26 protein-coding genes are annotated in these 23,735 nt (G+C 71.1%); 14 read left to right on the top strand and 12 right to left on the bottom strand.

Going from position 1 to position 23,735, the window contains the following annotated elements; all coding sequences use genetic code 11:
* The first annotated feature begins 142 nt into the window (after positions 1-142).
* From uxaC to ald, 7 genes are all read left to right on the top strand, one after another.
* Entirely contained in the window at positions 143-1,549 is a 1,407-nt protein-coding gene (gene uxaC / locus BKD30_RS11980) for a glucuronate isomerase (RefSeq protein WP_076704868.1), read from the top strand.
* Entirely contained in the window at positions 1,546-3,069 is a 1,524-nt protein-coding gene (locus BKD30_RS11975) for a mannitol dehydrogenase family protein (RefSeq protein WP_083956404.1), read from the top strand. Before uxaC ends, BKD30_RS11975 begins: the two co-directional genes overlap by 4 nt.
* 77 nt (positions 3,070-3,146) lie before the next feature.
* A complete protein-coding gene (locus BKD30_RS11970; RefSeq protein ID WP_235861661.1) occupies positions 3,147-3,767 on the top strand; it encodes a TrmH family RNA methyltransferase in 621 nt (206 codons plus the stop codon).
* A 142-nt stretch (positions 3,768-3,909) separates the two neighbouring features.
* Positions 3,910-4,929 (top strand): class II fructose-bisphosphate aldolase, encoded by a 1,020-nt coding sequence (gene fbaA / locus BKD30_RS11965; protein ID WP_076704865.1) that lies wholly within the window; start codon positions 3,910-3,912, stop codon positions 4,927-4,929.
* A 112-nt stretch (positions 4,930-5,041) separates the two neighbouring features.
* Positions 5,042-5,485 (top strand): DUF3151 domain-containing protein, encoded by a 444-nt coding sequence (locus BKD30_RS11960; RefSeq protein WP_076704863.1) that lies wholly within the window; start codon positions 5,042-5,044, stop codon positions 5,483-5,485.
* Between the two features lie 3 nt (positions 5,486-5,488).
* Positions 5,489-5,803, top strand: coding sequence for a hypothetical protein (locus BKD30_RS11955; protein ID WP_076704862.1), 315 nt, complete (start codon positions 5,489-5,491; stop codon positions 5,801-5,803).
* 167 nt (positions 5,804-5,970) lie between these two features.
* Entirely contained in the window at positions 5,971-7,086 is a 1,116-nt protein-coding gene (ald, locus tag BKD30_RS11950; RefSeq protein ID WP_076704860.1) for an alanine dehydrogenase, read from the top strand.
* Positions 7,087-7,180: 94 nt separating this feature from the next.
* Here the strand turns inward: ald and BKD30_RS16315 are convergent, their stop codons facing one another.
* Positions 7,181-7,375: a helix-turn-helix domain-containing protein gene (locus BKD30_RS16315; RefSeq protein ID WP_408033382.1), complete on the bottom strand. Its 195-nt coding sequence runs from the start codon at positions 7,373-7,375 to the stop codon at positions 7,181-7,183.
* Between the two features lie 159 nt (positions 7,376-7,534).
* On the opposite strand from BKD30_RS16315, the gene BKD30_RS11940 reads away from it, so the two are divergent.
* A complete protein-coding gene (locus BKD30_RS11940; protein ID WP_076704858.1) occupies positions 7,535-8,047 on the top strand; it encodes a VOC family protein in 513 nt (170 codons plus the stop codon).
* A gap of 120 nt (positions 8,048-8,167) precedes the next feature.
* On the opposite strand, the gene BKD30_RS11935 is transcribed toward BKD30_RS11940, so the two are convergent.
* Positions 8,168-8,818, bottom strand: a complete 651-nt coding sequence (locus tag BKD30_RS11935; RefSeq protein ID WP_076704856.1) for a hypothetical protein — start codon at positions 8,816-8,818, stop codon at positions 8,168-8,170.
* A gap of 162 nt (positions 8,819-8,980) precedes the next feature.
* On the opposite strand from BKD30_RS11935, the gene BKD30_RS11930 reads away from it, so the two are divergent.
* Together BKD30_RS11930 and BKD30_RS17115 are read left to right on the top strand one after the other, a co-directional pair.
* Complete coding sequence (locus tag BKD30_RS11930; RefSeq protein WP_076704989.1) at positions 8,981-10,276, top strand: kynureninase; 1,296 nt, start codon at positions 8,981-8,983, stop codon at positions 10,274-10,276.
* A 126-nt stretch (positions 10,277-10,402) separates the two neighbouring features.
* Entirely contained in the window at positions 10,403-10,660 is a 258-nt protein-coding gene (locus BKD30_RS17115; RefSeq protein ID WP_076704854.1) for an SDR family NAD(P)-dependent oxidoreductase, read from the top strand.
* Between the two features lie 101 nt (positions 10,661-10,761).
* Here BKD30_RS17115 and BKD30_RS11920 read toward each other — a convergent pair whose 3' ends face one another.
* From BKD30_RS11920 to BKD30_RS11905, 4 genes are all read right to left on the bottom strand, one after another.
* Positions 10,762-11,301, bottom strand: a complete 540-nt coding sequence (locus tag BKD30_RS11920) for a DinB family protein (RefSeq protein WP_083956400.1) — start codon at positions 11,299-11,301, stop codon at positions 10,762-10,764.
* 135 nt (positions 11,302-11,436) lie between these two features.
* Positions 11,437-12,327 (bottom strand): alpha/beta hydrolase family protein, encoded by an 891-nt coding sequence (locus BKD30_RS11915; protein WP_083956398.1) that lies wholly within the window; start codon positions 12,325-12,327, stop codon positions 11,437-11,439.
* Positions 12,324-12,986: an HAD family hydrolase gene (locus BKD30_RS11910; RefSeq protein WP_076704852.1), complete on the bottom strand. Its 663-nt coding sequence runs from the start codon at positions 12,984-12,986 to the stop codon at positions 12,324-12,326. The genes BKD30_RS11915 and BKD30_RS11910 overlap by 4 nt, the downstream gene beginning before the upstream one ends.
* A gap of 44 nt (positions 12,987-13,030) precedes the next feature.
* Complete coding sequence (locus BKD30_RS11905) at positions 13,031-13,933, bottom strand: DUF72 domain-containing protein (RefSeq protein ID WP_076704850.1); 903 nt, start codon at positions 13,931-13,933, stop codon at positions 13,031-13,033.
* 269 nt (positions 13,934-14,202) lie between these two features.
* Between BKD30_RS11905 and BKD30_RS11900 the strand changes: the two genes are divergently transcribed.
* Entirely contained in the window at positions 14,203-15,489 is a 1,287-nt protein-coding gene (locus tag BKD30_RS11900; RefSeq protein WP_076704848.1) for an adenylosuccinate synthase, read from the top strand.
* Between the two features lie 37 nt (positions 15,490-15,526).
* Here BKD30_RS11900 and BKD30_RS11895 read toward each other — a convergent pair whose 3' ends face one another.
* The 3 genes from BKD30_RS11895 to BKD30_RS11885 all read right to left on the bottom strand — a co-directional run bounded on the left by BKD30_RS11895 (position 15,527) and on the right by BKD30_RS11885 (position 19,826).
* Positions 15,527-17,104 carry a carboxyl transferase domain-containing protein gene (locus tag BKD30_RS11895; RefSeq protein WP_083956396.1) on the bottom strand — a complete coding sequence of 526 codons (1,578 nt, stop codon included), beginning with the start codon at positions 17,102-17,104 and terminating at the stop codon, positions 15,527-15,529.
* A gap of 2 nt (positions 17,105-17,106) precedes the next feature.
* Positions 17,107-18,360: a CaiB/BaiF CoA transferase family protein gene (locus tag BKD30_RS11890; protein WP_076704846.1), complete on the bottom strand. Its 1,254-nt coding sequence runs from the start codon at positions 18,358-18,360 to the stop codon at positions 17,107-17,109.
* Between the two features lie 68 nt (positions 18,361-18,428).
* Positions 18,429-19,826, bottom strand: a complete 1,398-nt coding sequence (locus BKD30_RS11885) for an SLC13 family permease (RefSeq protein ID WP_076704844.1) — start codon at positions 19,824-19,826, stop codon at positions 18,429-18,431.
* A 136-nt stretch (positions 19,827-19,962) separates the two neighbouring features.
* Between BKD30_RS11885 and BKD30_RS11880 the strand changes: the two genes are divergently transcribed.
* From BKD30_RS11880 to BKD30_RS11870, 3 genes are all read left to right on the top strand, one after another.
* Positions 19,963-20,676 (top strand): FadR/GntR family transcriptional regulator, encoded by a 714-nt coding sequence (locus BKD30_RS11880; RefSeq protein WP_408033379.1) that lies wholly within the window; start codon positions 19,963-19,965, stop codon positions 20,674-20,676.
* A 234-nt stretch (positions 20,677-20,910) separates the two neighbouring features.
* Positions 20,911-21,726 carry a carbon-nitrogen hydrolase family protein gene (locus BKD30_RS11875; protein ID WP_076704840.1) on the top strand — a complete coding sequence of 272 codons (816 nt, stop codon included), beginning with the start codon at positions 20,911-20,913 and terminating at the stop codon, positions 21,724-21,726.
* A 2-nt stretch (positions 21,727-21,728) separates the two neighbouring features.
* Positions 21,729-22,379 (top strand): DUF1990 family protein, encoded by a 651-nt coding sequence (locus BKD30_RS11870; protein WP_159440577.1) that lies wholly within the window; start codon positions 21,729-21,731, stop codon positions 22,377-22,379.
* On the opposite strand, the gene BKD30_RS11865 is transcribed toward BKD30_RS11870, so the two are convergent.
* The 3 genes from BKD30_RS11865 to BKD30_RS11855 all read right to left on the bottom strand — a co-directional run bounded on the left by BKD30_RS11865 (position 22,349) and on the right by BKD30_RS11855 (position 23,636).
* Positions 22,349-22,882, bottom strand: a complete 534-nt coding sequence (locus BKD30_RS11865) for a GNAT family N-acetyltransferase (protein ID WP_076704838.1) — start codon at positions 22,880-22,882, stop codon at positions 22,349-22,351. The two genes, BKD30_RS11870 and BKD30_RS11865, sit on opposite strands and share 31 nt — an antisense overlap.
* Before the next feature lie 122 nt (positions 22,883-23,004).
* The gene (locus BKD30_RS11860) at positions 23,005-23,382 is read right to left on the bottom strand and encodes a type II toxin-antitoxin system VapC family toxin (protein WP_076704837.1); all 378 of its coding nucleotides are present in this window, start codon (positions 23,380-23,382) and stop codon (positions 23,005-23,007) included.
* Entirely contained in the window at positions 23,379-23,636 is a 258-nt protein-coding gene (locus tag BKD30_RS11855) for a ribbon-helix-helix domain-containing protein (RefSeq protein WP_076704983.1), read from the bottom strand. The genes BKD30_RS11860 and BKD30_RS11855 overlap by 4 nt, the downstream gene beginning before the upstream one ends.
* Between the last annotated feature and the right edge of the window lie 99 nt (positions 23,637-23,735).

Below are 23,735 nucleotides of genomic sequence, written 5' to 3'. Positions count from 1 at the left end.
CTGATGACGTACTCCTCGGCACGGCGGCAAGGGCGGGCATCTCGATCCTGTCACTGATCCGACGCGCTGGCGAGGGTCGGGAATGTGAGACAACCCATGGCAACTGGTTGTCCCCGTCCGAGCCCCCTCCGACGATGGTGGCATGTCCTCCATCGCCCAGCACCCCGACCGGCTGTTCCCGGCGGACCCCGGCGTCCGGGAGGTGGCCCGACGCCTCCACGCCGCGGTGGAGTCGCTGCCGGTCATCTCCCCGCACGGCCACGTGGACGCCGCCGTCATCGCCGACGACGTCGCCTTCCCGGACCCGACCACCATGCTGATCAGCCCCGACCACTACGTCACCCGGTTGCTGCACGCCGCCGGCGTGCCGCTGGAGCAGCTGCGCGTCGGCGGGAGCGCGGACACGACCCCGCGCGAGGCCTGGCGTGTCTTCTGCCGCCACTGGCCGCTCTTCGACGGAACCGCCTCCGGCTACTGGCTGCGACAGGAGTTCGTCGACGTCTTCGGCGTCGACGATGCGGACCTGCGGGAGGAGACCGCCGACGCCGTCTACGACGCCCTGCAGGCGAGGATCGACGAGCCCGGCTTCCGGCCGCGCGCCCTGATGGCGCAGTTCGGCATCGAGGTGCTCGCCACCACCGACGACCCGCTCGCGGACCTGGCCGCGCACGACCGCCTCGCCGCCGACCCGTCGTTCGCCCCCCGCGTGCTGCCGACATTCCGGCCCGACGCCTACACGAAGTTCTGGGCCGACGGGTTCGCCGCCAACGCCGACCGGCTGATCCAGGCCGCCGGCGGGGGATCGACGGGATACGACGGCTACCTGGCCGGCATCGCCGAACGGCGGCGCTACTTCGCCGAGCACGGTGCGGTGTCCTCCGACCACGGCACGCACACCGCCGACACCCTGAAGCTGGACCGCGCCGAGGCGGCCGCCCTGTTCGCGAAGGGCATGGCCGGGACGGCGACGCGCGCGGAGGCGCTCGCCTTCGAGGCGCACATGCTCTACCAGCAGGCCGCGATGGCCGTCGACGACGGGCTGGTGATGACCCTGCACCCCGGCGTGCACCGCAACACGCATCCGACGACCCTCGCCCGATTCGGGCCCGACACCGGCCACGACATCCCGTTCGCCGTCGACTTCGCCACCGGCCTGCAGCCGCTGCTGGCCGACTTCGGTACCGCCGCCGGCTTCCATCTCATCCCCTTCACCATCGACGAGACCGTGTTCTCCCGGGAGATCGCCCCCCTGGCGGGCTTCTACCCGTCGGTGTTCGTCGGCGCCCCGTGGTGGTTCCTCGACGCCCCGGACGCGATGCTCCGCTTCCGGTCGGCCGTCACGGAGACGACCGGCTTCTCCCGGTCGTCCGGTTTCATCGACGACACCCGCGCGTTCTGCTCGATCCCGGCCCGGCACGACGCCTCCCGCCGGGTCGAGGCCTCCTTCCTGGCCCGCCTCGTCGCCGAGCACCGGGTGACGGAGGAACGCGCGTTCGAGCTCATCGTCGACCTGGTCGACGCCGCACCGCGCCGGGCGTTCAAGCTGTGAGCGCCGCCGAGACGTCACCGGCCGTTCCCCCGTCACCGGCGGGGGAGCCTCGTCCTCTGACCGCCGCCACCGCCGGAGTCGGGCACCGACCGCCCGTCCGCATCGTCCATCTCGGCCTCGGTGCGTTCCACCGCGCCCACCAGGCCTGGTACACGGAGCGGACCGGTGACGGCTGGGGGATCGCGGCCTTCACCGGCCGCAGCCCCGAGGCGGCCGAGCAGCTCGCCGCGCAGGACGGGCTCTACACCCTGGTCGAGCGCGCCGCCGACGGGGACCGACACCAGCTGATCACCGCCGTCGTCGAGGCGCATGACGGCGCCGACCTGCAAACTCTCTCCGGGCTGCTCGCGAGCCCGGACACCGCTGTCGTCACTCTGACCATCACCGAGGCCGGGTACCGGTTGGCGTCCGACAGCCACGACGACGGGGCCGGACCCCGGCTGGACGGCGCCGATCCGCTCGTCGCCGGGGACGTCGCCGCGCTGCGCGCGCACGGGATCGGCGGTGTGACCACGGACGGTGCCGGACCAGAGAACGTCGACGGGACCCGGGTCCGCACGGCCGCCGGCCGGCTCGTCGTCGGGCTCGCCGCCCGCCGGGCCGCCGGAGCCGGACCCCTGGCCGTCGTCCCCTGCGACAACCTGCCGGCCAACGACGCTGCGGCCCGCGCCGCGCTGCTCGGCACCGCGCGACTGGTGGACGCCGAACTCGCCGACTGGATCGAGGCGACCGTCTCCTTCGTGGGAACGTCGATCGACCGGATCACCCCGCGCACCACCGACGCCGACCGCTCCTCCGTGGCCGCGGCCACCGGGTTCGCCGACGCCGTCCCGGTGGTCACGGAGCCGTTCTCCTCCTGGATCCTCGCCGGAGACTTCCCGGCCGGCCGGCCGGCCTGGGAACACGCCGGCGCGGTGTTCGTGCGGGACCTCGAGCCGTTCGAACGGCGCAAGCTGTGGCTGCTCAACGGTGCCCATTCCCTGCTGGCCTATGCCGGGCAGCTGCGTGGTCACGCGACCGTCGCCGAGGCGCTGGCCGACCCGGCGGTCGCCGGCTGGGTCGAGGACTTCTGGAACGCAGCCGAGCGACATCTGACAGCTCCCGAGCTCGACGTCCCGGCTTACCGTGCCGCCCTGCGGGAACGGTTCGCCAACCCGCGGATCGCCCACCACCTGGCCCAGATCGGCAACGACGGCTCCCTGAAGCTGGCCGCCCGCGCCCTGCCGGTCTACCGCGCCGAGCGCGACGCCGGCCGGGACGGTGCGGCGGCGCTGCGACCGGTTGCCGCCTGGATGGACCAGATGACCGCCCAGGTCACCGCCGGGATCCCCATCGCGGACCCGTCGGCCGACCGGATCGACACGGCCGTGGACACCGGACGATCGGGCACCGGGCAGACCGACACCGACCAGACCGCCGCCCTGCTCGCCGTCGTCGATCCCGCGCTGGCGCGGGACGAGCAGACGGTGGCGGCCGTGGCTGCGCTCCGCGCCGGGTCTCGTACTACCGTGAGACGGTGACCCACCCGCCCGGAAGTTGCTCGTCCACTACCGACCCGCCCGACCGTCACCCGGCGAACGGTCCGGCCGCGGTGCCCGTGGGAGTGGAACCCGTCGGAGTGGGGCCGTGGGAGGGCGGCTGGCCGACGGGCGCGCACTGGGACCCCGAACTGCTCCGGCACGGCGACTCCCGCAACGTCGTCGACGAGTACCGCTACTGGCGGCACGAGGCGATCGTCGCCGATCTGGACCGACGCCGGAATCCGTTTCACGTCGCCATCGAGAACTGGCAGCACGATGCGAACATCGGCTCGATCGTGCGCACCGCCAACGCCTTCCTCGCCGCGCAGGTGCACATCATCGGGCGTCGGCGGTGGAACCGGCGAGGCGCCATGGTGACCGACCGTTATCAGCACGTTCGCCATCACGACACGTTGGCGGACTTCCTCGCGTGGGCGCGGGACGCCGGTCTGATGGTCCTCGCCATCGACAACGGTCCCGGCGCGGTGCCCCTGGAAACCGCCGGACTGCCCGAGGCGTGCGTGCTGGTGTTCGGCCAGGAAGGTCCGGGGCTGACGGACGCGGCGCACGACGCCGCGTCGGCGACGCTCTCCATCGCCCAGTTCGGTTCGACCCGGTCCATCAACGCCGCGGCGGCGGCGGCGATCGCCATGCACGCGTGGGTGCGGCAACACCGGTTCGGTACGCTGCCCGGCTGACAGGCTCGGACGGCGTCCCGCCCCGGCGCGGGGCGTCGCCTGCCAACTAGGATGAGAGCGGAAGTCCTGGGCGGCGGCACCGGCCCGCCAGCACAGCCGCGGCGGCAGAGGGCCGTCGCCCCCGACGGATCAAGGAGACGACATGCCCGTTGTATCGCCCGAGAAGTACGTCGAGATGATCGATCGCGCGAAGCAGGGCGGGTTCGCCTATCCGGCGGTCAACGTCACGTCGTCCCAGACCCTGAACGCCGCGCTGCAGGGGTTCGCCGACGCCGGCTCCGACGGCATCGTCCAGGTCTCCACGGGTGGAGCCGGTTACTGGTCCGGCGCTTCGGTCAAGGACATGGTCGCCGGGTCGCTCGGCTTCGCCGCGTTCGCCCGTGAGGTCGCGAAGAAGTACCCGGTCAACATCGCGCTGCACACCGACCACTGCCCGAAGGACAAGCTCGACGGCTTCGTCCTGCCGCTGCTGGCCGAGTCCGAGGCCGCCGTCAAACGCGGTGACGGTCCCGTCTTCAACTCCCACATGTGGGACGGTTCCGCCGAGACCCTCGAGGAGAACCTGCGGATCGCCGAGGAGCTGCTGGCGCGCACGTCGGCGGCGAAGATGATCCTCGAGGTCGAGATCGGCACCGTCGGCGGCGAGGAGGACGGGGTCGCGAACGAGATCAACGAAAAGCTCTACACCACCCCGGCCGACGGGCTGAAGACCGTCGAGGCGCTGGGCACCGGCGAGAAGGGCCGCTACATCACGGCCTTGACCTTCGGCAACGTCCACGGCGTCTACAAGCCGGGCAACGTCAAGCTCCGCCCCGAGATCCTCAAGCAGATCCAGGACGAGGTCGGCGCGAAGCTCGGCAAGGAACGGCCCTTCGACCTCGTCTTCCACGGCGGCTCCGGCTCCTCCGAGCAGGAGATCGCCGACGCCGTCTCCTACGGCGTGATCAAGATGAACATCGACACGGACACCCAGTACGCCTTCACGCGTCCCGTCGCCGGGCACATGCTCTCCAACTACGAGGGCGTGCTCAAGGTCGACGGCGAGGTCGGCAACAAGAAGCAGTACGACCCCCGGGTCTGGGGCGCCGCGGCCGAGGCCGGCATGGCCACCCGCGTCGCCGAGGCCGCCCGTCACCTCGGCTCCGCCGGTCACACCTTCTGACGGTTCACCCCGTCACCGCCGCACCCCGTCACCGTCGCACCCTGACGCCGGGCCCGCGCCGCGTACTCCGCGTGGCGCGGGCCCGGCGTCCGCCCGTCCCGAGAGGAACCCCATGACCGCCGACCCGCATCGCAACCTGCTGCAGCCCGACCCCACCCTGCTCCCCGAGCGGCCCGATCTGGACGCCCGCCTCGAGGCCGGGGACGAGGCCGAGGACCTGGCCCGCCAGTTCCCGGCCGTTTCCCTGCCCTGGGCGCTGCTCGCCGAGGACGCCCTCGGCGACGGCCGTGTGATCGAGGGGTACGCCTATGCGCGGGTCGGCTACCACCGTGGCCTGGACGCGCTGCGCCGGGCCGGCTGGCGCGGCGCCGGTCCCGTCCCCTACCGGCATGAGCCCAACCGTGGCTTCCTCCGCGCTCTGGCCGCGCTCGGGCAGGCCGCCGCGCAGATCGGGGAGATCGACGAGGCGGAACGGGTCGCCGCCTTCCTGCGGGATGCGGATCCGACCGCCGCCGACGCGATCGCCGACGCCGGCCGGCCCGGGACTGGGGGCTGACCGATGGACGTCGAAGCCCTCGTCACCCAGCTCGCCGTCGACCTGCAGGGTGAAGGCGTGACCACGGGGGAGGCGTTCGGCGGTTCCGGCTTGTTCGTGGCCGGTCACCCGTTCGCGTGCCTCAACGGCGACACCATGGCGTTCCGTCTGGGCCGGAACACCGCTGCCGCCCGGGATGCGCTCGCGCTGGAAGGCTCCGGCGACTTCTCGCCCGCCGGTGACGGCGTCGTCGAGACCGGCTGGGTGGCCGTCCCGGTCGAGCAGGTGTCCGAGTGGAACCGGCTGGCGGAGGCCGCACTGCGGAACGTCCGGGGCTGACCGCTCTCGCCGTCGAACCCGTTCGCCGCCCGCGGTGAGAACCACCACCTCTGGACTTTCCGCGCTCGTCCCCGCACGCTGGAAGGAACCGGATCGCCCATCCCCCGCGATCGGTCAATCGCGTCGACGAGATCCGTGCGGCGCCACAGCCGGAAAGGCAGAACTCGATGCGCGTCGGAGTCGTCAAGGAGATCAAACCAGCGGAACGGCGTGTGGGCCTGGACCCGTCCGGCGCGCAGTCCCTCACCGCGGACGGTCACCGGGTGCTCGTCGAGCACGACGCCGGGGTCGGGGCCGGGCACACGGACGCGCACTACGAGGCCGCCGGTGCCACCATCGCCGACGCCGAGCGGGTCTGGTCGGACGCCGAACTGCTGGTCAAGGTCAAAGAACCGGTCACGGCGGAATACCCGCACCTGCACGCCGGGCAAACCCTCTTCACCTACCTGCATCTGGCTGCGGACCGGCCCCTGACCGAGGCGCTGCTCCGGTCGGGCACCACCGCGATCGCCTACGAGACGGTGCAGGACCACACCGGACTGCCGCTGCTGGCGCCGATGAGCGAGGTCGCCGGGCGGCTGGCCGGGCAGGCCGCCGCCATGTACCTGCAGGCCCCGTTCGGCGGTGCCGGGATCCTGATGGGCGGGGTCCCCGGCGTGCGGCCGGCCCGCGTCGTCGTCATCGGCGGCGGCGTCGTCGGCACCCAGGCGGCCTTGATGTCGCTCGGCCTGCGCGCCGAGGTGACCGTGCTCGACACGAGTGCCGCCCGGATTCGCCAGCTGGAGGAAGTCTTCGGCGGCCGGGTGCGCGTGTTGATGAACGACCCGCACACCCTGGCGGCCGAACTCGCCGACGCCGACGCCGTCATCGGTGCCGTGCTGGTGCCGGGCGCCGCCGCGCCGAAGGTGGTGCGCCGGGAGCATCTGGCGCTGCTCAAGCCGCACTCCCTGCTGGTCGACGTGGCCATCGACCAGGGCGGCTGCTTCGAGACGTCTCACCCGACCACCTACGAGGACCCGGTCTTCGAGGTGGACGGGATCCAGCACTACTGTGTCGCGAACATGCCCGGAGCAGTGCCCTGGACCTCGACCAAGGCACTGATCAACGCGACCCTGCCGTACGTGCAGCGGCTGGCCCGGCTCGGCCCCGAGGAGGCACTGCGAGCCGACCCCGCACTGGCGAAGGGGCTGAACGTGGCCGACGGGCGGATCGCTCACCCGGGCGTCGCCGCGGCCTTCCGGGACCTGCCCGCGTCCCTGCGTCAGCTCTCCGCGGCCGGCTGACCCGTAGTGCCGTCCAGGCGTTGCCCGCCGTCGGCGTCGAGGCCGGTCCCGCTGGCACAGCCCAGTGCCGCGGACAGGCGGTCCGCCGTCGACCTCAGTCGGCGTCGAGGTCGCGCCGGTATCCGCTCGGGGTGACGTTGAGGACGTGACGGAAGTCGTTGGTCAGGTGCGCCTGGTCGGCGTACCCGAGGTCCGCGGCCAGTGCGGCCAGGGAGAGCCCGGGTTCTTGACGTAGCCGTTCCGCCGCCTCCTGCAACCGTCGGCGGCGGATCATCGCCGCGGGGGACAGCCCGATACAAGATGCGGCCGGCGTCGGTGATCACCGGGATCCGACGCACCAACCAGGCCGTGAAGGCGGTGACCGCTCGTTGCCGCAGCTCGGTCGGATCGCCGTCGGGGCGCATGGCCGCCGCCACCGACCGGTGGGGCCACGTTCTACCGTCGGCTCATGAGCACATCATCACAGGAGAACACCCGCGGGGTCACCGGTCAGCACACCACCGCGGGCATTCCGCACGGCGTCAGCCGTCTCACCCCGTTCATCGCCGTGCCGCGGGCCGCCGAGGCCATCGACTTCTACCGCGACGTGTTCGGCGCCCGGGCGGTCAGCGTCACGGAGATGGGCGGTGTCGTCGTCCACGCGGAGCTGGATCTCGGCCACGGCCACCTCCAGCTCGGTGAACCGATGCCGGACTACTATCTGGTGCCGCCGCCGGAGGGCGAGGGCGACTGCTACTCCCTCGGGCTCTACGTCGAGGACGCCGACGAGGTGACGCGACGCGCGGAGGCCGCCGGGGCGACCGTCCGGGAGCCGCTGTCCACCTTCGTCTCCGGGGACCGGTTCGCCAGCGTCCGGGATCCGTTCGGCGTTCGCTGGTCCATCATGAGCCGGGTCGAGGACCTCTCCGAGCAGGAGAGCGCCCGCCGCGTCGACGCGTGGGCGGCCGAGCAGCAGGGTTGAAGCGAACCGACGGCGTGTCGCCGCCGCTCCGCCCGCTCGGCACGCGGTGCGCCATCGGGGGCGCCGGTCGGATCCGGCTCGGGACGCGCTCGCCTCCGAAGGTTCGCCGTGGATCCTCCGTCAGTGCAGGATCGTCGTCGTGACCCGGGCCAGTGACGGGGCGGCCGGCGCGGAGGAGAAGCCGAAGGTCACCGGCGGTGCCAGGAGGCGCAGGCCACCCAGGTCCACCCCGTCGTCGTCGCCGTCGACGGACACCACCCGATGCAGGTCCCGCACGCCGTAGAACTCCCGCCGACCGCCGCCGGCAGCGCCGGCCGTGTGCACGCCGCGGACCACCCGCGCCGCGACCGGGTCGATCAGTCGCAGCCACGCCGGAGCGGCAGCGAGAGGTCCGGGAACCCAGCGCAGCAGCCGGCCCCAGCCGGTCCGACCGCCGATGCCGACGGTCGCGGTCAGGGCGCCGGCGGCGAGGTCGAGCGTGGCGGTGAGGACCCCGCCGTCGCCGATCTCGGCCGGGGGGACCACCGGGGCGATGGCGCAGGAGACGGGCTCCACGCGCACCTCGTCGAACCGGTACGTGGCCCCGACGTAGTCGGCGATCGCCGGGTCCGGTGCCACCAGCGTGCGCGTGCCGTCCGGACCCTGCAGCATGACGTCGGTGAAGGCCCCGAACGGGGAAACGTGCCAGTGCCCGACGACCACGCGCAGGCCGCTGCCCGTGCCGAAGCCGGCGATGTGCCCGTCGAAGCGGTCGCGGAGCGGTCTCGGCACGGTTCCTCCCGGGATTGGGCGAGGCGGCGGCGGTCGCCGGGTGGCATGTTGTCCCCCGACTGTCGCAGGATAGTCCGTGTGACCTCTCGCACGCCCGACCCCGTGGCCGCCGCCGCCCGCACCAACGCCGATGTTGTTGATGATCCGACCAGCGCCGACGCGATGCGCGCCGACCAGACCAGCACGGACTTGACCAGCGCCGACTTGACCAGCGCCGACGTGATCCGCGAGACCGCGGCCAGGCTGGACGCCCTCGACCGCCTCGCCGGCTGCCGGGACCTCTTCGTGCCCGCCGACGGCTCACCCGGCCACGTCCCCGTCACCGCCTATCTGGACGGCAATTCGCTGGGGCGGCCCCTGCTCGCGACCGAGACCCGACTGCACGAACTGGTGCGCGGTGCCTGGGGGACGGGCCTGATCCGGTCCTGGGACGAGCAATGGATGGCGCTGCCCTACCGGCTGGGTGACCGGCTCGGCGACGTCTGTCTCGGGGCGGCCCCCGGGCAGACCGTGATCGGCGACTCCACCACCGTCATGCTGTACAAGCTCCTGCACGCCGCCCTCGTGCACCAGCGGGCGGTCAGCGGCGGACGACGCGTCGACCTGGTGCTCGACCGGGAGAACTTCCCCACGGACCGGTACGTGGCCGCCTCGCTCGCCGACGCGCTCGACGCCCGGTTGGTGTGGATCGACCCGGACCCGGCCGGCGGCGTCACACCGGAGCAGGTCCGCGCCGTCGTCGGGGGGCGGACCGCCGTCGTGCTGCTCTCCCACGTCGCGTACAAGTCGGCGTGGCTGGCGGATCTGCCGGCCATCACGGCGGCCGCGCACGGCGCCGGGGCCCTGGTGCTCTGGGACCTCTGCCACTCCGCCGGGGTGATCCCGGTCGGCCTCGACGAGCACGACGTCGACCTCGCCGTCGGCTGCTCCTACAAGTTCCTGGGCGGCGGTCCGGGGGCACCGGCCTTCGGGTACGTGGCCACCCGGCTGCAATCCGACCTCGCGTCCCCGATCACGGGGTGGATGGGTCACGCGGAGCCGTTCATGATGGGCCCGGACTACGCCGCCGGGACCGGGATGCGCCGCTTCGTCTCCGGAACCCCGGCGGTGCTCGGGATGGCCGGCATCGAGGACACCGTGGACCTGGTCGAGGACGTCGGCCTGTCCGCCGTGACGGCGAAGGCGACGGCGCTGGGGGAGTTCGTCATCGGCGTCGTCGACGGGCTGCTGTCCCGCCGCGGGGTCCGCGTCGTCAGCCCACGCGACCCGGGCCGGCGGGGGGCGCACGTGACCATCGCGCACCCGCGGTGCCGGGAACTCTACCGGCAGCTGTGGGGTGAGGGCATCGTGCCGGACTTCCGGGAGCCGGGCGGCATCCGGCTGGGGCTTGCGCCGCTGAGTACGTCGTACGCCGAGGTCGCGACGGCGCTCGTCCGGATCGACGAGCTGCTGCGCTGAACGGGTTGCAGCACATCTCGTCCCGCCTGCTGAGTTCGCCACTACCGCCCGAAAGGGCACATCAAAGAGCCCCACGTTCGGGCGGAACCGGCGAACTCGCGCGTCGGGGTGACGCCGCTGAGCGGGATGCCGGCGTCGGCGCAGTATCCCTCGTCCAAGGCCGCGGTCAACATGCTCACCGCCCAGTACGCGAAGGAACTGGCCGGCACCCCGATCAAGGTCAACGCCGCGAACCCGGGATTCACCGACACCGACTTCAACGGCCACGCGGCGTCCGCCCGGTGGAGCAGGGCGCCGAGCCCAGCGTCCACCTGGCGACCCTGCCCGACCACGGGCCTCCGGTTTGCTGTACGGGCATCTGTGGACCACCGAGGGCGACGGTGACGGCGGCTACGGCATCCTGGCCTGGTGATGCGGTTCGGCGGAGTGGTGAGGTCGGTTCTCCGACGGAGTGGCGGATCGGCGTGCCGGCGGAGCCGGCTGACTCACGGCGGGGCGGGGTGGAGCGTCGTCAGGGTCAACTGACGACGATGGTGCCGGTAGTGCTGGGGCGCCCACGCGAGGATGTCGCGCCGTGTCATCCAGGGCTGGAAGTACGGGTCCCAGGACGGCGGCACCCACATCCCCCGGGCGAGCGCCTCCTCGTCCGCCCGGTCGTACCAGGCCGTGATCGACGTCGTGGTGCGGTCCATCATGCGCGTCATCGCGTCCGGGCTCAGCAGCCGGCCGGCGGCCGCGCTGCCGGCCCAGTTCACGCCGTTGTAGGGAACCGTGCAGCTCTGCAGAAGCCGGCTCCACCCGCGTGCCACCGGGTCGGGCAGCCGGGAGAAGATGCCGATCAACGGGATCGCGGTGCGGGCGACGTTCTGTCCCAGGACCAGGTGGAACAGGAGTTGCCGGTTGCTCCAGCGGGTCCCGTTGGTGGGCCGGTCGAGTTCGTCGCGCCGGGCCGACCGGACGATGCGCGTGAAGTCCGCGGTGACCCGCAGCAGGTCCTCCCGCAGGTCCGAGGGGTCCTGTGGCACGCGTCCTCCCTCCGTTCTTCTGGCGAGTTAGCCACCTGCGCCCGCAAGGGCATCTCAAAGAGCCGCCTGTTCGAGCGGAGTCCGCTAACTCACGGACACGAGGCAGGGCGGACAGGGGGCAGGGCGGAGCTAGGTTCACGGGTCGGTCAGCCGGTGTAGTTCGGCCAGCACGGCGGGCCAGTGCGGGCTGTCGGGGTCGATCAGGTCGAGGTGGTGTGCGCCCTCCAGGATCCGGGCGTGCAGCCGCGGTGACGCGGGCAGGTCGGTGGTGAGGGCGACGGGCACCAGCGTGTCCCGGTTCCCGTGCAGGACGGTCACGGACGCACCCGGCTCGGATCCGGACTTGAGCAGCGCCTGCGGATCCAGGCGCGCGTAGCGGTCGGGGTACTCGGCCGGCGACCCGCCGATCCAGTCCGGGACGGCGTCCGAACCGAGGTGATCACGGTCCGCGACCGCCAGGTCCGCGACCGGGGCGAGCGCCAGCACCGGCACCGGGGCGAGGTCGGCCGTGAGCGCCCGCAGCAGGACGAGAGCCCCGCCGGCGGAATGGCCCACCCACGCGGCGGCGGTGCCGTGCCCCGAGGTGCCGTGCCCCGAGGTGACGTGCCCCGCGGTGCCGGGTAGAGCCGTGCCGGGTACAGCAGCGAGGGCGGCGTCGAGCGCCCGCAGGTCCTCGACCGTGTCGTCGGGGGATCCGGGCACCCGCCGGTACTCGGCGAGCACGACGCGATACCCCTCCGCGGCGAGCGCACGCGCCTGCGGGCGGGCGTGGGTGCGGTCGGTGCCGGGCCGGAAATAACCGCCGTGCACGACGACGACGAGCGGTCCGTCGTCGGGCCCGAACAGCTCGGCGATCTGGTCCGGTCCGGGCCCGTAGGACCACGCCGGGCCAACCGGCCCGGGATCCGCCTGCAGTGCGGTCAGCGCGCGCTGCTCCTCGGCCGCTGCCGCCTCGGCGGAACGCTTCGCCGTGCCGGCGTCCGTCCCGTCCTGGCCCGGATCGTCGTTGCGTGCCCCGCCACTCATCGGGTGGGGCGGCCCAGCGGACCGTCGTCGAGACCGTCCCGCAGCTCGATCAGGGACTCGACCACCGTGGTCGCCCCGGCCCTCGTCAGCTCCTCGACAGAGAAGCCCCCGGTACGGACGGCAATGGTGGGGATGTCCGCCTTGCCGGCGGCGACGGCGTCCCACGTCGAGTCGCCGACCATGACGGCGTCGCGGCCCTCGACCTTGTCCAGGGCCACCTGCACCAGGTCCGGTGCGGGCTTGGATGCCTCGGCGTCCTCCGACGTCGTCCACGCGTCGGCGATGTCCTTCCCGCCGATCAGGTCGAGGAAACGGTCCACGTGCTTCTGCTTGCCCGAACTGGCCAGCACGAGCCGGAATCCGCGTTTCTTGACCTCGGCGAGCAGCTCGGTGGCGCCGTCGAACGCGGCGACCGAGTCGATCATGTCATCGAACTCCTCCACCCACGCCGACCGGACGTCGTCACCGTGACGCTGCTCGACGTCGTCGCCGGCGACGTGGGCCACCAGCTGGTCCCCGCCCATGCCGATCGCACGGTGCAACCGCCACACCGGCAGGGTGATGTCGAAGCGCCGGAATGCCAGGTACCAGGCGAGCGCGTGCTGGTAGTTGGTGTCGACCAGGGTGCCGTCGACGTCGAAGATCGCGGTGTCCGCCATGAGGTTCCGCCTTTCTCACGTTCCGGAGTGGTTCGTCGCCCACGCTACTCGGCGACGAGTGCGCCGGGGAGCACGGGCCCGGCGCCCAGTCGGCGCGCCAGGCCCATCACGTCCACGGGAGCACGGACCTTGACGTCATTGTCGAAGTAGACGTACACGTCCCGGCCGGCGCCGTCGGGACAGCCGGTCCCGGTGAGCCAGCCGTTCACCGTCGCCGCCCACCGGTCCAGCTCGGCCTCGGTGTAACCGGAGGTGTACAGCTCCTCGGCGCCGTGCAGCCGGACGTAGACGAAATCCGCGGTCACGTGCCGCAGATCCGGCCAGCGCCCGGCGGTGTCGGCGACCACCAGCGCGACCCCGTGCCGGCGCAGCTGCTCGGTGAAAACCGGGGTGTCGTAACTGGGGTGCCGGATCTCCAGGGCGTGCCGCAACGGCCGGTCGCCGTCGACGTCGAACCACGTCCGCTCGTCGGTCATCCGCTCGTCCCGGTCGGCGGCGAGCCGGGCGGCCTCAGCCGTGGTGGCGGGCAGTCGGGCGAGGAACTCGTCGAGCAGCGCACCGTCGTAGGCGGCGCGTTCGGGCAGTTGCCACAGCACCGGCCCGAGCTTGTCCGCCAGGGCGAGCACTCCGGAGGCGAAGAAGTTGGCCAGCGCGGTGTGCACGTTCCGCAGCCGCAGCAGGTGGGTGATGTAGCGGCCGCCCTTGACCGCGAACACGAACCCGTCCGGGGTGTCCGCGTACCACTGCCGGTAGCTGCTCGGCCGCTGCAGGGAGTAGAAGGAGCCGTTGATCTCCACGCTGGCCAGGCGCTGGGAGGCATACGCCAGCTCGTCGCGCTGGCGCAGACCCGGCGGGTAGAACGTGCCCCGCCACGGCGTGTACCGCCAGCCGGAGATGCCGACCCGGGCGATGCCGGTGACCGTCGCAGCGTCGTCGTCGTGGGCCATCCCCGCACGCTACTCCCAGAGCGCCCGTCGCCGGTGCGGCACGTACCGTGGACGGGGTGCGACGGGGTGCGACGGGGTGCGACGGGGTGCGACGGGGTGCGACGGGGTGCGACGGGGTGCGACGCAGACGAGCTCGACGCGCGAGTCGCTCCGGTAGACTCGGCTGCGAAGCGCCCCCGGGCTGCGGGATCCCGCAGCGTACGAGGGGCTTTCTCATGTGGCCGCCGGGCGGCACCGGCGTCACTGCATCGCAACGAAGGAGTGATCCGATGCCAGCGATCGTCGTGGTCGGGGCCCAGTGGGGCGACGAGGGCAAGGGCAAGGCGGTGGACCTGCTCGGCGGGCGCGTCGACTACGTGGTCAAGCCCAACGGGGGCAACAACGCGGGGCATACCGTCGTCGTCGGCGGCGAGAAGTACGAACTGAAGCTCCTCCCGGCCGGCATCCTGTCCCCGAACGTGACGCCCGTGATCGGCAACGGCGTCGTCATCAACCTCGAGGCACTGTTCGAGGAGATCGACGGGCTGGCCGCCCGCGGCGCCGACACCTCCCGACTGCTCGTCTCCGCCAACGCGCATCTGGTGGCGCCGTTCCATCAGACCATGGACAAGGTCACCGAACGGTTCCTCGGCAAACGCGCCATCGGCACCACCGGCCGCGGGATCGGGCCCGCGTACATGGACAAGATCGGCCGGCTCGGCATCCGGGTGCAGGACGTGTTCGACGAGTCGATCCTGCGGCAGAAGGTCGAGGGTTCGCTGCGGCAGAAGAACGAACTGCTGGTCAAGCTGTACAACCGGCGCAGCGTCGACATCGAGGAGACCGTCGCGTACTTCCGGTCCTTCGCCGATCGGCTGGGGCCGATGATGGTCGACACCACGCATGTGCTGAACAACGCGCTCGACGCCGGCAAGGTCGTGCTGATGGAGGGCGGCCAGGCGACGTTCCTCGACGTCGACCACGGGACCTACCCGTTCGTGACGTCCTCGAACCCGACGGCGGGTGGGGCGTCCGTCGGCTCCGGCATCGGGCCGACCCGGATCGACCGGGTGGTCGGCATCATCAAGGCCTACACCACCCGCGTCGGCGCCGGACCGTTCCCCACCGAACTGTTCGACGAGATGGGCACCCGCCTGCAGCAGACCGGTGGTGAGTACGGCGTGAACACCGGCCGGCCCCGGCGCTGCGGCTGGTACGACGCCGTGCTGGCCCGGCAGGCCTCCCGCATCAACGGCTTCACCGACTACTTCCTGACCAAGCTCGACGTGCTGACCGGCATCGACCGGATCCCGGTGTGCGTGGCGTACGACGTCGACGGGGTCCGGCAGGACGAGATGCCGGTGACGCAGACCGAGTTCCACCACGCCAAGCCCGTGTTCGAGTACTTCGACGGCTGGACCGAGGACATCTCCGGTGCCCGGTCCCTCGCCGACCTGCCGGCCAACGCCCGCGCCTACGTGTCGGCGCTCGAAGCGATGAGCGGTACCCGGTTCTCCGCGATCGGGGTGGGCCCGGACCGCGAGCAAACGATCGTCGTCCACGACCTGATCGGCTGACGCCGGTCCGGGGCAACGCCACGACGGCCGGGACCGTCTACCTTCGTTGCCGGGCCTCACGATGCGCAAGGTCCGAGTTCATCCACCGGGAGGCCCGGTGTGACCCCATCAGCGCCCCGACGTTGCGGTATTTCTCGAGCCTTCGCGGCATGAGTTCGGCCAGGTCGGACGAGGAGAGCTGGGCCAGTTCGTATTCGATGGCCTGGCCCAGCCGCTGGCAGAAGGCCCGTCCCTCGAGGGCTGCGCCGCCGCGTTCGTCCACGATGTGCTCCACCATTCCGTGAGCGTGGAGCGAGGCGACGTCGACGCCCTGAGCCTCGGCCACGTCCGCGGCGAACTCGGTGCTGCGGTGCACGATGGCGCTGGCGCCTTCGGGTGGTAGCGGGGCCAGCCAGGCGTGCTGTGCTGCGATGGTGCGGTCGGCCGGGAACAGGGCCAGGGCCCCGCCTCCGGTGCCCTGGCCCATGAGGACGGACACCGTGGGGCAGTCCAGGCCGATGAGATCGTGGAGGGATCGTGCGATCTCGCCGGCAAGCCCGCCTTCCTCGGCCTCCCTGGACAGTGCGGCGCCGCCGGTGTCGATCACCGTCACGAGGGGCAGGCCGAGTTCCTCGGCCAGCCGCATGCCGCGGCGGGCTTCGCGCAGTGAGGCCGGGCCCATGGCGGTCTGTTGCGAGGGACGGGGACGGGTGTGTCCGAGCACCACGCAGGACATCTGGCCGAAGCGGGCCAGTGCCAGAAGCAGCCCTAGATCCTTCTCCCCCTGCCCGGTGCCATTGAGCGGCAGCGCATCGCGGGTCCCGTAGGCGAGCAACTGCCGCAGGTCGGGGCGGCGGGGGTTCCGGGAGATCGCGATCGAATCCCAGGCTCCGGCGTCGGACGGTCCCACGGTCAGCGTCCGGGGTGGCCTGACCTGCGGGGGCGGCCCGGCGACGAGGATGCTCAGGGCGCGGTCGACGATGTCGGGCAGCTGCCCCGGCGACACCACAGCGTCCACGAGGCCCTTGTCGAAGAGGTTCTCGGCCATCTGGACGTTCTCCGGGAACGGTTCTCCGTGAAGCGCCTCGTAGACCCGGGGCCCCAGGAATCCGAGGAGGGCGCCGGGCTCGGCGACGGTGATGTGCCCGAGCGAACCCCAGGAGGCCATGACCCCACCGGTCGTGGGGTGGCGGAGGTAGACCAGGTACGGCAGGCCGGCCTGCCGGTGGGCTCGGACCGCCGCAGTGATGGTCACCATGGACAGGAATGCGGTAGTGCCTTCCTGCATGCGCGTGCCACCCGAGGCCGGACCGGCGAGGAGCGGAAGCCCTTCCCGGGTGGCCCGTTCGACGGCGTTCACGACGCGTTCCGCTGCGGCAAGGCCGATCGAGCCGGCCAGGAACCGGAACTCGCTGACGACGACGGCCACCCGCCGGCCGCGGAACAGGCCCTCCCCGGTGAGGACGGATTCGTCCACGCCGGTCTTCTCCCGGGCCGCCGCGAGCTCCTGCCGGTACTCGGGGCTGGGGTCGGGATCAGCCACGGGCGAGTCCCAGGATCGGAAGGATTCGGGATCGAGCACGGTGGAGATCAGTTCGGTGGCGTTCAGGTGGCGGCGTTGCTGGGGTGCGCTCATGCTCAACGGCCTCGCTCGTCGGCGTCGGCGGACTCGGAGGTGCCGCCGTCGTCGTCCGTCGGGAGCAGCCCGAGCCACTGCCTGACCTGATCGCCGTTCTGGTTCAGCAGCGGCGGCGCTGTGTGAGCCTTCAGCGTGGTCTCCGCGGTGTCCGCGGTGCTGAAGAAGCGCAGTGGCGGGCCCGGAAGGGTGACGTTGCCGAGGACCTGGTGGTCGACGTCGATCACCAGGCCTTGGGAGTGCACCTGGTCCCATGCGTAGACCTCGTCCAGGGTGCGGACCTTGCCGGCGGGGATCCCTGCTTCGTTCAACAGCGCGAGGAGCGGCTCTGCCTCGTAGTTGGCGAAGACGCGTTCCACCTCTTCGATGACCTGGTCCCGGTTCTGGACCCGCTCGGCGTTGGACGAGAACTCCGGGCGGTCGGCGTCGATGCCGAACGTGATGGCGAATGTGCGCCACAGCTTCTCGCTGCCGACGCTGATCTGCACGCTCCCCCCGCGGCAGTGGAACAGGCCGTAGGGTGCGATGGAGGGGTGGTGGTTGCCCTGTGCCTGGGGGACCTCGCCGGCAACGGTGGCGCGTGTCCCCTGGAACGCGTGCACGCCGACCAACGCTGCCAGCAGCGAAGTCCGCACGATCTGACCTTGCCCGGTCCGTTCGCGCTCCAGCAGCGCCGCGAGCGTGCCGAACGCCCCGTACATGCCGGAGAGCAGGTCGGCGATGGGCACACCCACGCGCTGCGGATCGTCCGGCCCGGAGCCGGTCAGGGACATCAGCCCGGCCTCGCCCTGGAGGATCTGGTCGTAGCCGCTGCGCCGTGATTCGGGGCCGTCGTGACCGAACCCGGTGATGGACAGGATCACGAGGGCGGGGTTGATCGCGTGCATGTCAGCGGCGGAGAATCCGAGCCGATCGAGCACGCCGGGCCGGAAGTTCTCGATCACGACGTCGGCCCGCTCCAGCAGCTCGCGCAGGATCGTCCGTCCGTCGTCGCTTTTGAGGTCGAGGGCGATGGACTCCTTGTTGCGGTTGCACGAGAAGAAATAGGTGGCCTGCGGGTCGTCGTCGGGGCCGACGAACGGCGGTCCCCAACCGCGGGTGTCGTCTCCGGTGCCGGGGTTCTCGATCTTGATGACGCGTGCGCCGAGGTCGGCGAGCATCATGCCGGCGTGCGGCCCGGCCAGGGCTCGGCTCAAGTCCACCACGAGGTAGCCGGCGAGGGGCCCTTCGGGCTGGGGTGTGGATTCGTGGCTCATGCTGGTGTTCCTTCTCTTGGTCGGAGGGGGCGGCCGGTACAGGCCCGGAAACGGCGATATCCGGACGGCTACATCCAGCCGGGAAGGACCATGACCAGCCAAGCGATGGCGGGGCCGGCAACCACGACGATGCCGCTGTAGGCCAGGATCTGCTTGTAGAACCGGTCCTTGTCCACGTTCTCCGGGGCACTGGCGAGGACCAGAGCGCCGTTGGTGGAGAACGGCGAGACGTCCACGATGGTGGCGGAGACCGCCAGCGCCGCGATGACGCCAACGGCACCGATCTCACCGGTGGACAGGAACGGGACGGCCAACGGGATGAGGGCAGCCAGGATGGCGGTGGAGGAGGCGAAGGCGGAGACGATGGCGCCGATGTAGCAGATCAGTAGGGCCGCCAGCAGCGGCATCCCGAGCTGGGCGACGCCGTCCGAGACGAAAGTGATGGTGCCGGCCTCCTCGAGGACGCCCACGAAGGTGAGCATGCCGCAGATGAGCAGGACCGTGGACCAGCTGATCTTGTTCACCGCGCCCTTCTGCGCCGCGGGAGAGACGAGGGCCAGGATGACGGCGATGGTGATGGAGACGAATCCGACGTCGACCTTGAAGCCGAGGGAGATGACGGCGAGGACGATCAGGCCGGCGATGGTGATCACCTGAGCGAAGGTGGCCCGAGAGCCGGCGGCTTCGGGGGAGTCGGCAGCCGAATCGGCTGCGGGGACGCTGGAGGTTCCCTTGCGGGCGACGCCGGCGGCCGAGATGTCCGAACCGGAGCCCTGCAGGGTGACACCGGCGGCCCGGGAGGCGACGCTCACGGCCATGCGGGATTCGGCGGCCTGTTCCACGAGCTGGCCGGTCCGGGTGAGGAGCAGTCTGCTGCCGCCCAGCACGATGAAGAGCACCATGGCGATGGCGAGGTTGAAGATGAAGCTGGCAAGGAAGATCGCCATCGGGCTGGCTTGTAGGTCCGTCTTGGCGATGATGCCGTTGACCGTGACGCCGTAGACGGAGATGGGCGAGAAGCCGCCGGCCTGTGCGCCGTGGATCACCATCATGCCCATCATCAGCGGGTTGATCCGGTACTTGGCAGCGGAGCTGAGGGCGATCGGGGCGATGATCGCGACGGCGGCCGGAGACAGGGCTCCGACGGCGGTGATGACTGCCGTGATGACGAACATGACCCAGGGGATGAGCGCGACCTTGCTGCCCACCATCCGGACTGCGCCGCGGACCAGCAGGTCGATTGTTCCGTTGTTCTGAGCGATCGCGAAGAGATAGGTGACGCCGACGATGGTCAGGAACAGGCCGCCGGGGAAGTTGGCGAGGATGTCGCTGGTGGACATCCCCAGGACCACCGAGCCGAGCAGGAAGGCGCCCACGAAAGCGAGGGCGCCCATGTTGAGTGGTAGGAACGTGGCCAGCAGGAACATCACCACCAGGACGATGATGGACAGGACAGGAGCGGACATCGTTCTTCCGAGGTGAGAGCGGGGCGAGATTTGATGTGAGGTGGATTACAGATCCACTGGCTTAGCCTCCTGGACACCAGGTGACTTCGTCAAGACCCGCGGCTAAACTGGCCGGACGACCTCGGGAAGGATGCGCGTGACCAGGAAGACGCCGACGCAACAGATCTCCCGTGTCGCTCGGCCCCGACTCTATGAACAGCTCGTCGAGCAGCTGATGGACTACGTCGAGTCCGCGGAGCTCGGGCCGGGGGACACCCTGCCCGCCGAGCGGGACCTGGCCGAGCGGCTGGGCGTCTCGCGCGCCACGCTCGCCCAGGCGCTGGTCGCCCTGGAAGTTCTCGGGGTGATCGACGTCCAGCACGGGACCGGGGCGGTACTCGTCTACCGCCCCAACGTCCCCTCCGTGCTCAGGGGGCTGCGTGAGCACCACAGCCGGCTTCCCGAGATCGTCGAGGCTCGCAGCACGCTCGAGGTCAAGCTGGCCGAGCTTGCCGCCGAACGCCGCACCGACGAAGACCTGCAGGCGATCGACGAGGCACTCGACGTGATGGCGGCAGAGGTCGCGTCCGGCAGCAAAGGGGCCCACGGCGACGAACTGTTCCACCGGGCCATCACCGCCGCCGCGCATTCCGGCGTACTGGCCCAGCTCATGACCTTCATCGCCGGGATGATCCTCGAGACACGGCTCGAATCGTTGGGACAGCCCGGCCGGCCGGAGCAGTCACTCGCCTCCCACCGCAAGATCGCCGACGCCGTCCGGGCCAAGGATCCCGCTGCGGCGGCAGCGATGATGCTCGAGCACATCGATCTGGTGTCCGACGTCGCCCTGCTGCACCAGGACCCGGCCTGATCTGCTGGGCCGTTCCGGACGCCGTTCTCGGCCGCTGCGAACACGGCTGCCGCGGATGGCGGATCGCTCATACCGACCTCCCGATGATGATTGACCCCATCAGCCTCGACGCGCCGCCGGTCGGCCCGACGCCACCGCGGATGCCGCCGCTCGCCGGGGGTTCGCCTGCAGCTGCGTCTCACGGGCATCCTCTACTGTGGGAGCAGTCCCCGAGCTCGAGGAGGAGGAGGACACATGCTGGTCAGCGTCGGTCAGTTCAACCCGTCGGGGTCGGTGGGCGCCAATCTCGCGGTGATGCGCTCGCTGGCCGAGCGGGCCCACGACGACGGCGCCGCGTTGGTCATCTTCCCCGAGGAGTCGATGTTCAGCATCGGCAAGGTGGACGGCGACCTCGCCGCCGCGGTCGCCGCGCACTGGTCCACCTTCGTCCGCGACCTCACTCTCCTCGCGCGCGACCTGCAGATCGCCGTCATCGCCGGTGGATACGAACCCTCCAGCGACCACCGGCCGTACAACACGCTCGTCGTCGTCGACGCCGAGGGCCGGGTGGTGGAGACCTACCGGAAGCTGCACCTGTACGACGCGTTCTCGTACCGGGAGTCCAGCCGCATCGCCGCGGGCGACGACGGCCCCAAGAACGTCAATCTGGGTGGCCTGAACATCGGGGTGATGACCTGCTACGACCTGCGCTTCCCCGAGGTCGCGCGGGTGCTCGCCGAGGAGGGCGCCGACCTGATCGCGGTGCCGTCGGCGTGGTTCAAGGGTGACCACAAGGTCGACCACTGGGAGACGCTGCTGAAGGCGCGGGCCATCGAGAACACCTGCTGGGTGGCCGCCGCGGGCACGGCCAGCGGGCACACCATCGGCCACTCGGCGATCATCGACCCGATGGGCGTGCCTCAGGACTTCCTCGAGGACGAGGAACAGGGTCTGGTGACGGTCGACGTGACGCGGCGGCGGATCGACGAGGTCCGCGAGTTCCTCCCCGTGCTGCGCAACCGGCGCCTGACGACGTCCCGCACGCTCGTTCCCGCCCCGAACGGCGACTGACCGTGCCTCCCGCCGCGGTGGCGCGGGGGCTGACCTACCATCAGGTCGGGTGGACCGCGGCCGGCTGGTGGCCGCCGGGATACCGGTGGACGAACCGCCGCGGCGTCGTCGGGCACGGCGAGCACGCGTTCGAGCGGCTGGGCACGGCGATCGCCCACTGGGAGATCCTCTCCGGTGCGGGACTGAGCGTCGACGCCGACGACGACGTCGCCCGGCCCGGCGCGCAGGTGCGCAGCACCGTCAGTGCGGCGACCCTGCTCGGAGCCGACGCCGTCGCGCGCGTCCCGGTCTTCCTCCGTGGGCTGTTGTGCGCCGGGCTGACGGCCCCCTGCCGCGTCGTCTGGGTGGCCCCGGCCACGGTCGTCAGCCCGCTCGCGGGTCGGACCCCGGTCGCGACGTCGGGCTTCGGCTACGGCACGCTGCCCGGCCACCCCGAGCGGGGCGAGGAGGCGTTCCTCGCGCACCTCTACGACGACGGCGACGTCGAGTTCGAGGTGCGGGCGTTCAGCCGACCCGCGACCGCGGTGTTCACCCTCGGAGCACCGATCGGCCGCCGGCTGCAGCGGTTCATCACCGACCGGTACGTCGACGCCGCCCGCGCGGTCGTAACCGCGGAGAGGGATCAGACGGTGGCCGGGCGCTCCCGGCGGTAGCCGCGTTCGAACGTGGCGTCGGGATCCGCGTCCAGCGGCGTGAACCCGCACTTCACCAGGACCCGCTGCGCGGCATGACCGTCCCACGTCGTGCTGGCCTGCACGGCCGTGATCTGCGGGAACGAGAACGTGAAGTCGACGACGGCGGTCGTGGCTTCGGTGGCGTAACCGCGGTTGCGCCGCGACGGGCAGACGCTGCAGATCAATTCGCCCACCCGATCGATCGGCGGCCCCTCGAACCCGATCGTTCCGACCACCAGGCCGGTGCCGCGCTCCACGATGGCCAGCCGGCCGAAGGAGGTGGCGATGTCGAAGGCGCCGCCGCCGTCCTCGAGCATGCGCGCGGTGTCCACGTCCATGGGCTGCGGGAAGTCCTCGGCCCATTCGGCGGGGTGCGCGCCGGCGAGCATGGCCTCCACGTCACTGGCGGTCATCGGACGGAGAATCAATCGAGCGGTGCCCACACCGGTAGCGGGCTCGAGCTCTCCAGGGCTGATCTGCATGGGTTCATTATGGGGTGAAAGCTGGTCACGTCCCATCCCGTCCGATTCGCGGAGGAAAAATCGCTTCCGGCCACCGGTGAATCGGTCGCTGACAAGCGACTCGATGGCCGGGAATCCACACCTCAATACGGCGCAGACAGCTCGCCGAACATCGGGAAGTGCTTGATGTTGCGAGTGAACACCCGGGCGTCGAGGGCGATGGTGGTGGCGGCGATGGCGAGGTCTGCCGAGTCGATGCCGCGATTGCCGGGCAGCCACCGTCGTCCGAGTTCACCAGCGATCTCGGCGATCCTCTCGTCCACCGGATGCCACACGAAGGCACCGAACAGCGCTCGGGTCGCATCCTCCTCGCGAGCACGCATCCCGGCCAGCACTTCCAGTCTGGTCACCTCGCTTGCATGCAGATGGCCGGACTCACGCGCCTTGCGGAGAACGGAAGCCGCGGCCGACTCTCCTCGGAGCACATCGACCAACACCGACGTGTCGACGACGACCGTCATCGTGCAACTGCCTGCTCCAACCGGTTCGCCGAGCGCAAGCGCTCGACATACGCTTCGCCGTCGAGGTCGCGGTCACCCCAGGCGCCGAGCGCGGCATCGATGGCTCGGAAATCAGCGTCGACATCTCCCCCGGGGCCGTAGGTCCTGGACACGGCATCGCGGATCAGTGCGGAGATCGAGCGACCTGTGCGCGCAGCCTCCCTGTCCAGGAGTCGCCGCTCTTCCACAGTCAGGGAGATCTGAGTGCGAAGCATGATGTAACGATACATCATCCGCATGCCTGCGGTCGGAGACGACGCATGGTTCTTGGATCCAGGTTCCCACGCGTTCGACCCAGCGGGGGGCAGGCCTCC

This window comes from Tersicoccus phoenicis (assembly GCF_001968835.1).
Taxonomy (GTDB): domain Bacteria; phylum Actinomycetota; class Actinomycetes; order Actinomycetales; family Micrococcaceae; genus Tersicoccus; species Tersicoccus phoenicis.
The sequence above is the reverse complement of the archived record's forward strand: the minus strand, read 5'-3'. Positions and strand labels throughout refer to the sequence as shown.

Excerpts from the sequence above, each read along its gene's own strand:
- uxaC (WP_076704868.1), top strand. The coding sequence starts at position 143 with ATGTCCTCCATCGCCCAGCACCCCGACCGGCTGTTCCCGGCGGACCCC.
- BKD30_RS11890 (WP_076704846.1), bottom strand. The coding sequence starts at position 18,360 with ATGAGCCACGAATCCACACCCCAGCCCGAAGGGCCCCTCGCCGGCTAC.
- BKD30_RS11930 (WP_076704989.1), top strand. The coding sequence starts at position 8,981 with ATGCGCGCCGACCAGACCAGCACGGACTTGACCAGCGCCGACTTGACC.
- ald (WP_076704860.1), top strand. The coding sequence starts at position 5,971 with ATGCGCGTCGGAGTCGTCAAGGAGATCAAACCAGCGGAACGGCGTGTG.
- BKD30_RS11905 (WP_076704850.1), bottom strand. The coding sequence starts at position 13,933 with ATGGCCCACGACGACGACGCTGCGACGGTCACCGGCATCGCCCGGGTC.
- BKD30_RS11910 (WP_076704852.1), bottom strand. The coding sequence starts at position 12,986 with ATGGCGGACACCGCGATCTTCGACGTCGACGGCACCCTGGTCGACACC.
- BKD30_RS17115 (WP_076704854.1), top strand. The coding sequence starts at position 10,403 with ATGCCGGCGTCGGCGCAGTATCCCTCGTCCAAGGCCGCGGTCAACATG.
- BKD30_RS11885 (WP_076704844.1), bottom strand. The coding sequence starts at position 19,826 with ATGTCCGCTCCTGTCCTGTCCATCATCGTCCTGGTGGTGATGTTCCTG.
- BKD30_RS11895 (WP_083956396.1), bottom strand. The coding sequence starts at position 17,104 with ATGAGCGCACCCCAGCAACGCCGCCACCTGAACGCCACCGAACTGATC.
- BKD30_RS11915 (WP_083956398.1), bottom strand. The coding sequence starts at position 12,327 with ATGAGTGGCGGGGCACGCAACGACGATCCGGGCCAGGACGGGACGGAC.
- fbaA (WP_076704865.1), top strand. The coding sequence starts at position 3,910 with ATGCCCGTTGTATCGCCCGAGAAGTACGTCGAGATGATCGATCGCGCG.
- BKD30_RS11875 (WP_076704840.1), top strand. The coding sequence starts at position 20,911 with ATGCTGGTCAGCGTCGGTCAGTTCAACCCGTCGGGGTCGGTGGGCGCC.
- BKD30_RS11860 (WP_076704837.1), bottom strand. The coding sequence starts at position 23,382 with ATGACGGTCGTCGTCGACACGTCGGTGTTGGTCGATGTGCTCCGAGGA.
- BKD30_RS11855 (WP_076704983.1), bottom strand. The coding sequence starts at position 23,636 with ATGCTTCGCACTCAGATCTCCCTGACTGTGGAAGAGCGGCGACTCCTG.
- BKD30_RS11960 (WP_076704863.1), top strand. The coding sequence starts at position 5,042 with ATGACCGCCGACCCGCATCGCAACCTGCTGCAGCCCGACCCCACCCTG.
- BKD30_RS11955 (WP_076704862.1), top strand. The coding sequence starts at position 5,489 with ATGGACGTCGAAGCCCTCGTCACCCAGCTCGCCGTCGACCTGCAGGGT.
- BKD30_RS11865 (WP_076704838.1), bottom strand. The coding sequence starts at position 22,882 with ATGCAGATCAGCCCTGGAGAGCTCGAGCCCGCTACCGGTGTGGGCACC.
- BKD30_RS11900 (WP_076704848.1), top strand. The coding sequence starts at position 14,203 with ATGCCAGCGATCGTCGTGGTCGGGGCCCAGTGGGGCGACGAGGGCAAG.
- BKD30_RS11940 (WP_076704858.1), top strand. The coding sequence starts at position 7,535 with ATGAGCACATCATCACAGGAGAACACCCGCGGGGTCACCGGTCAGCAC.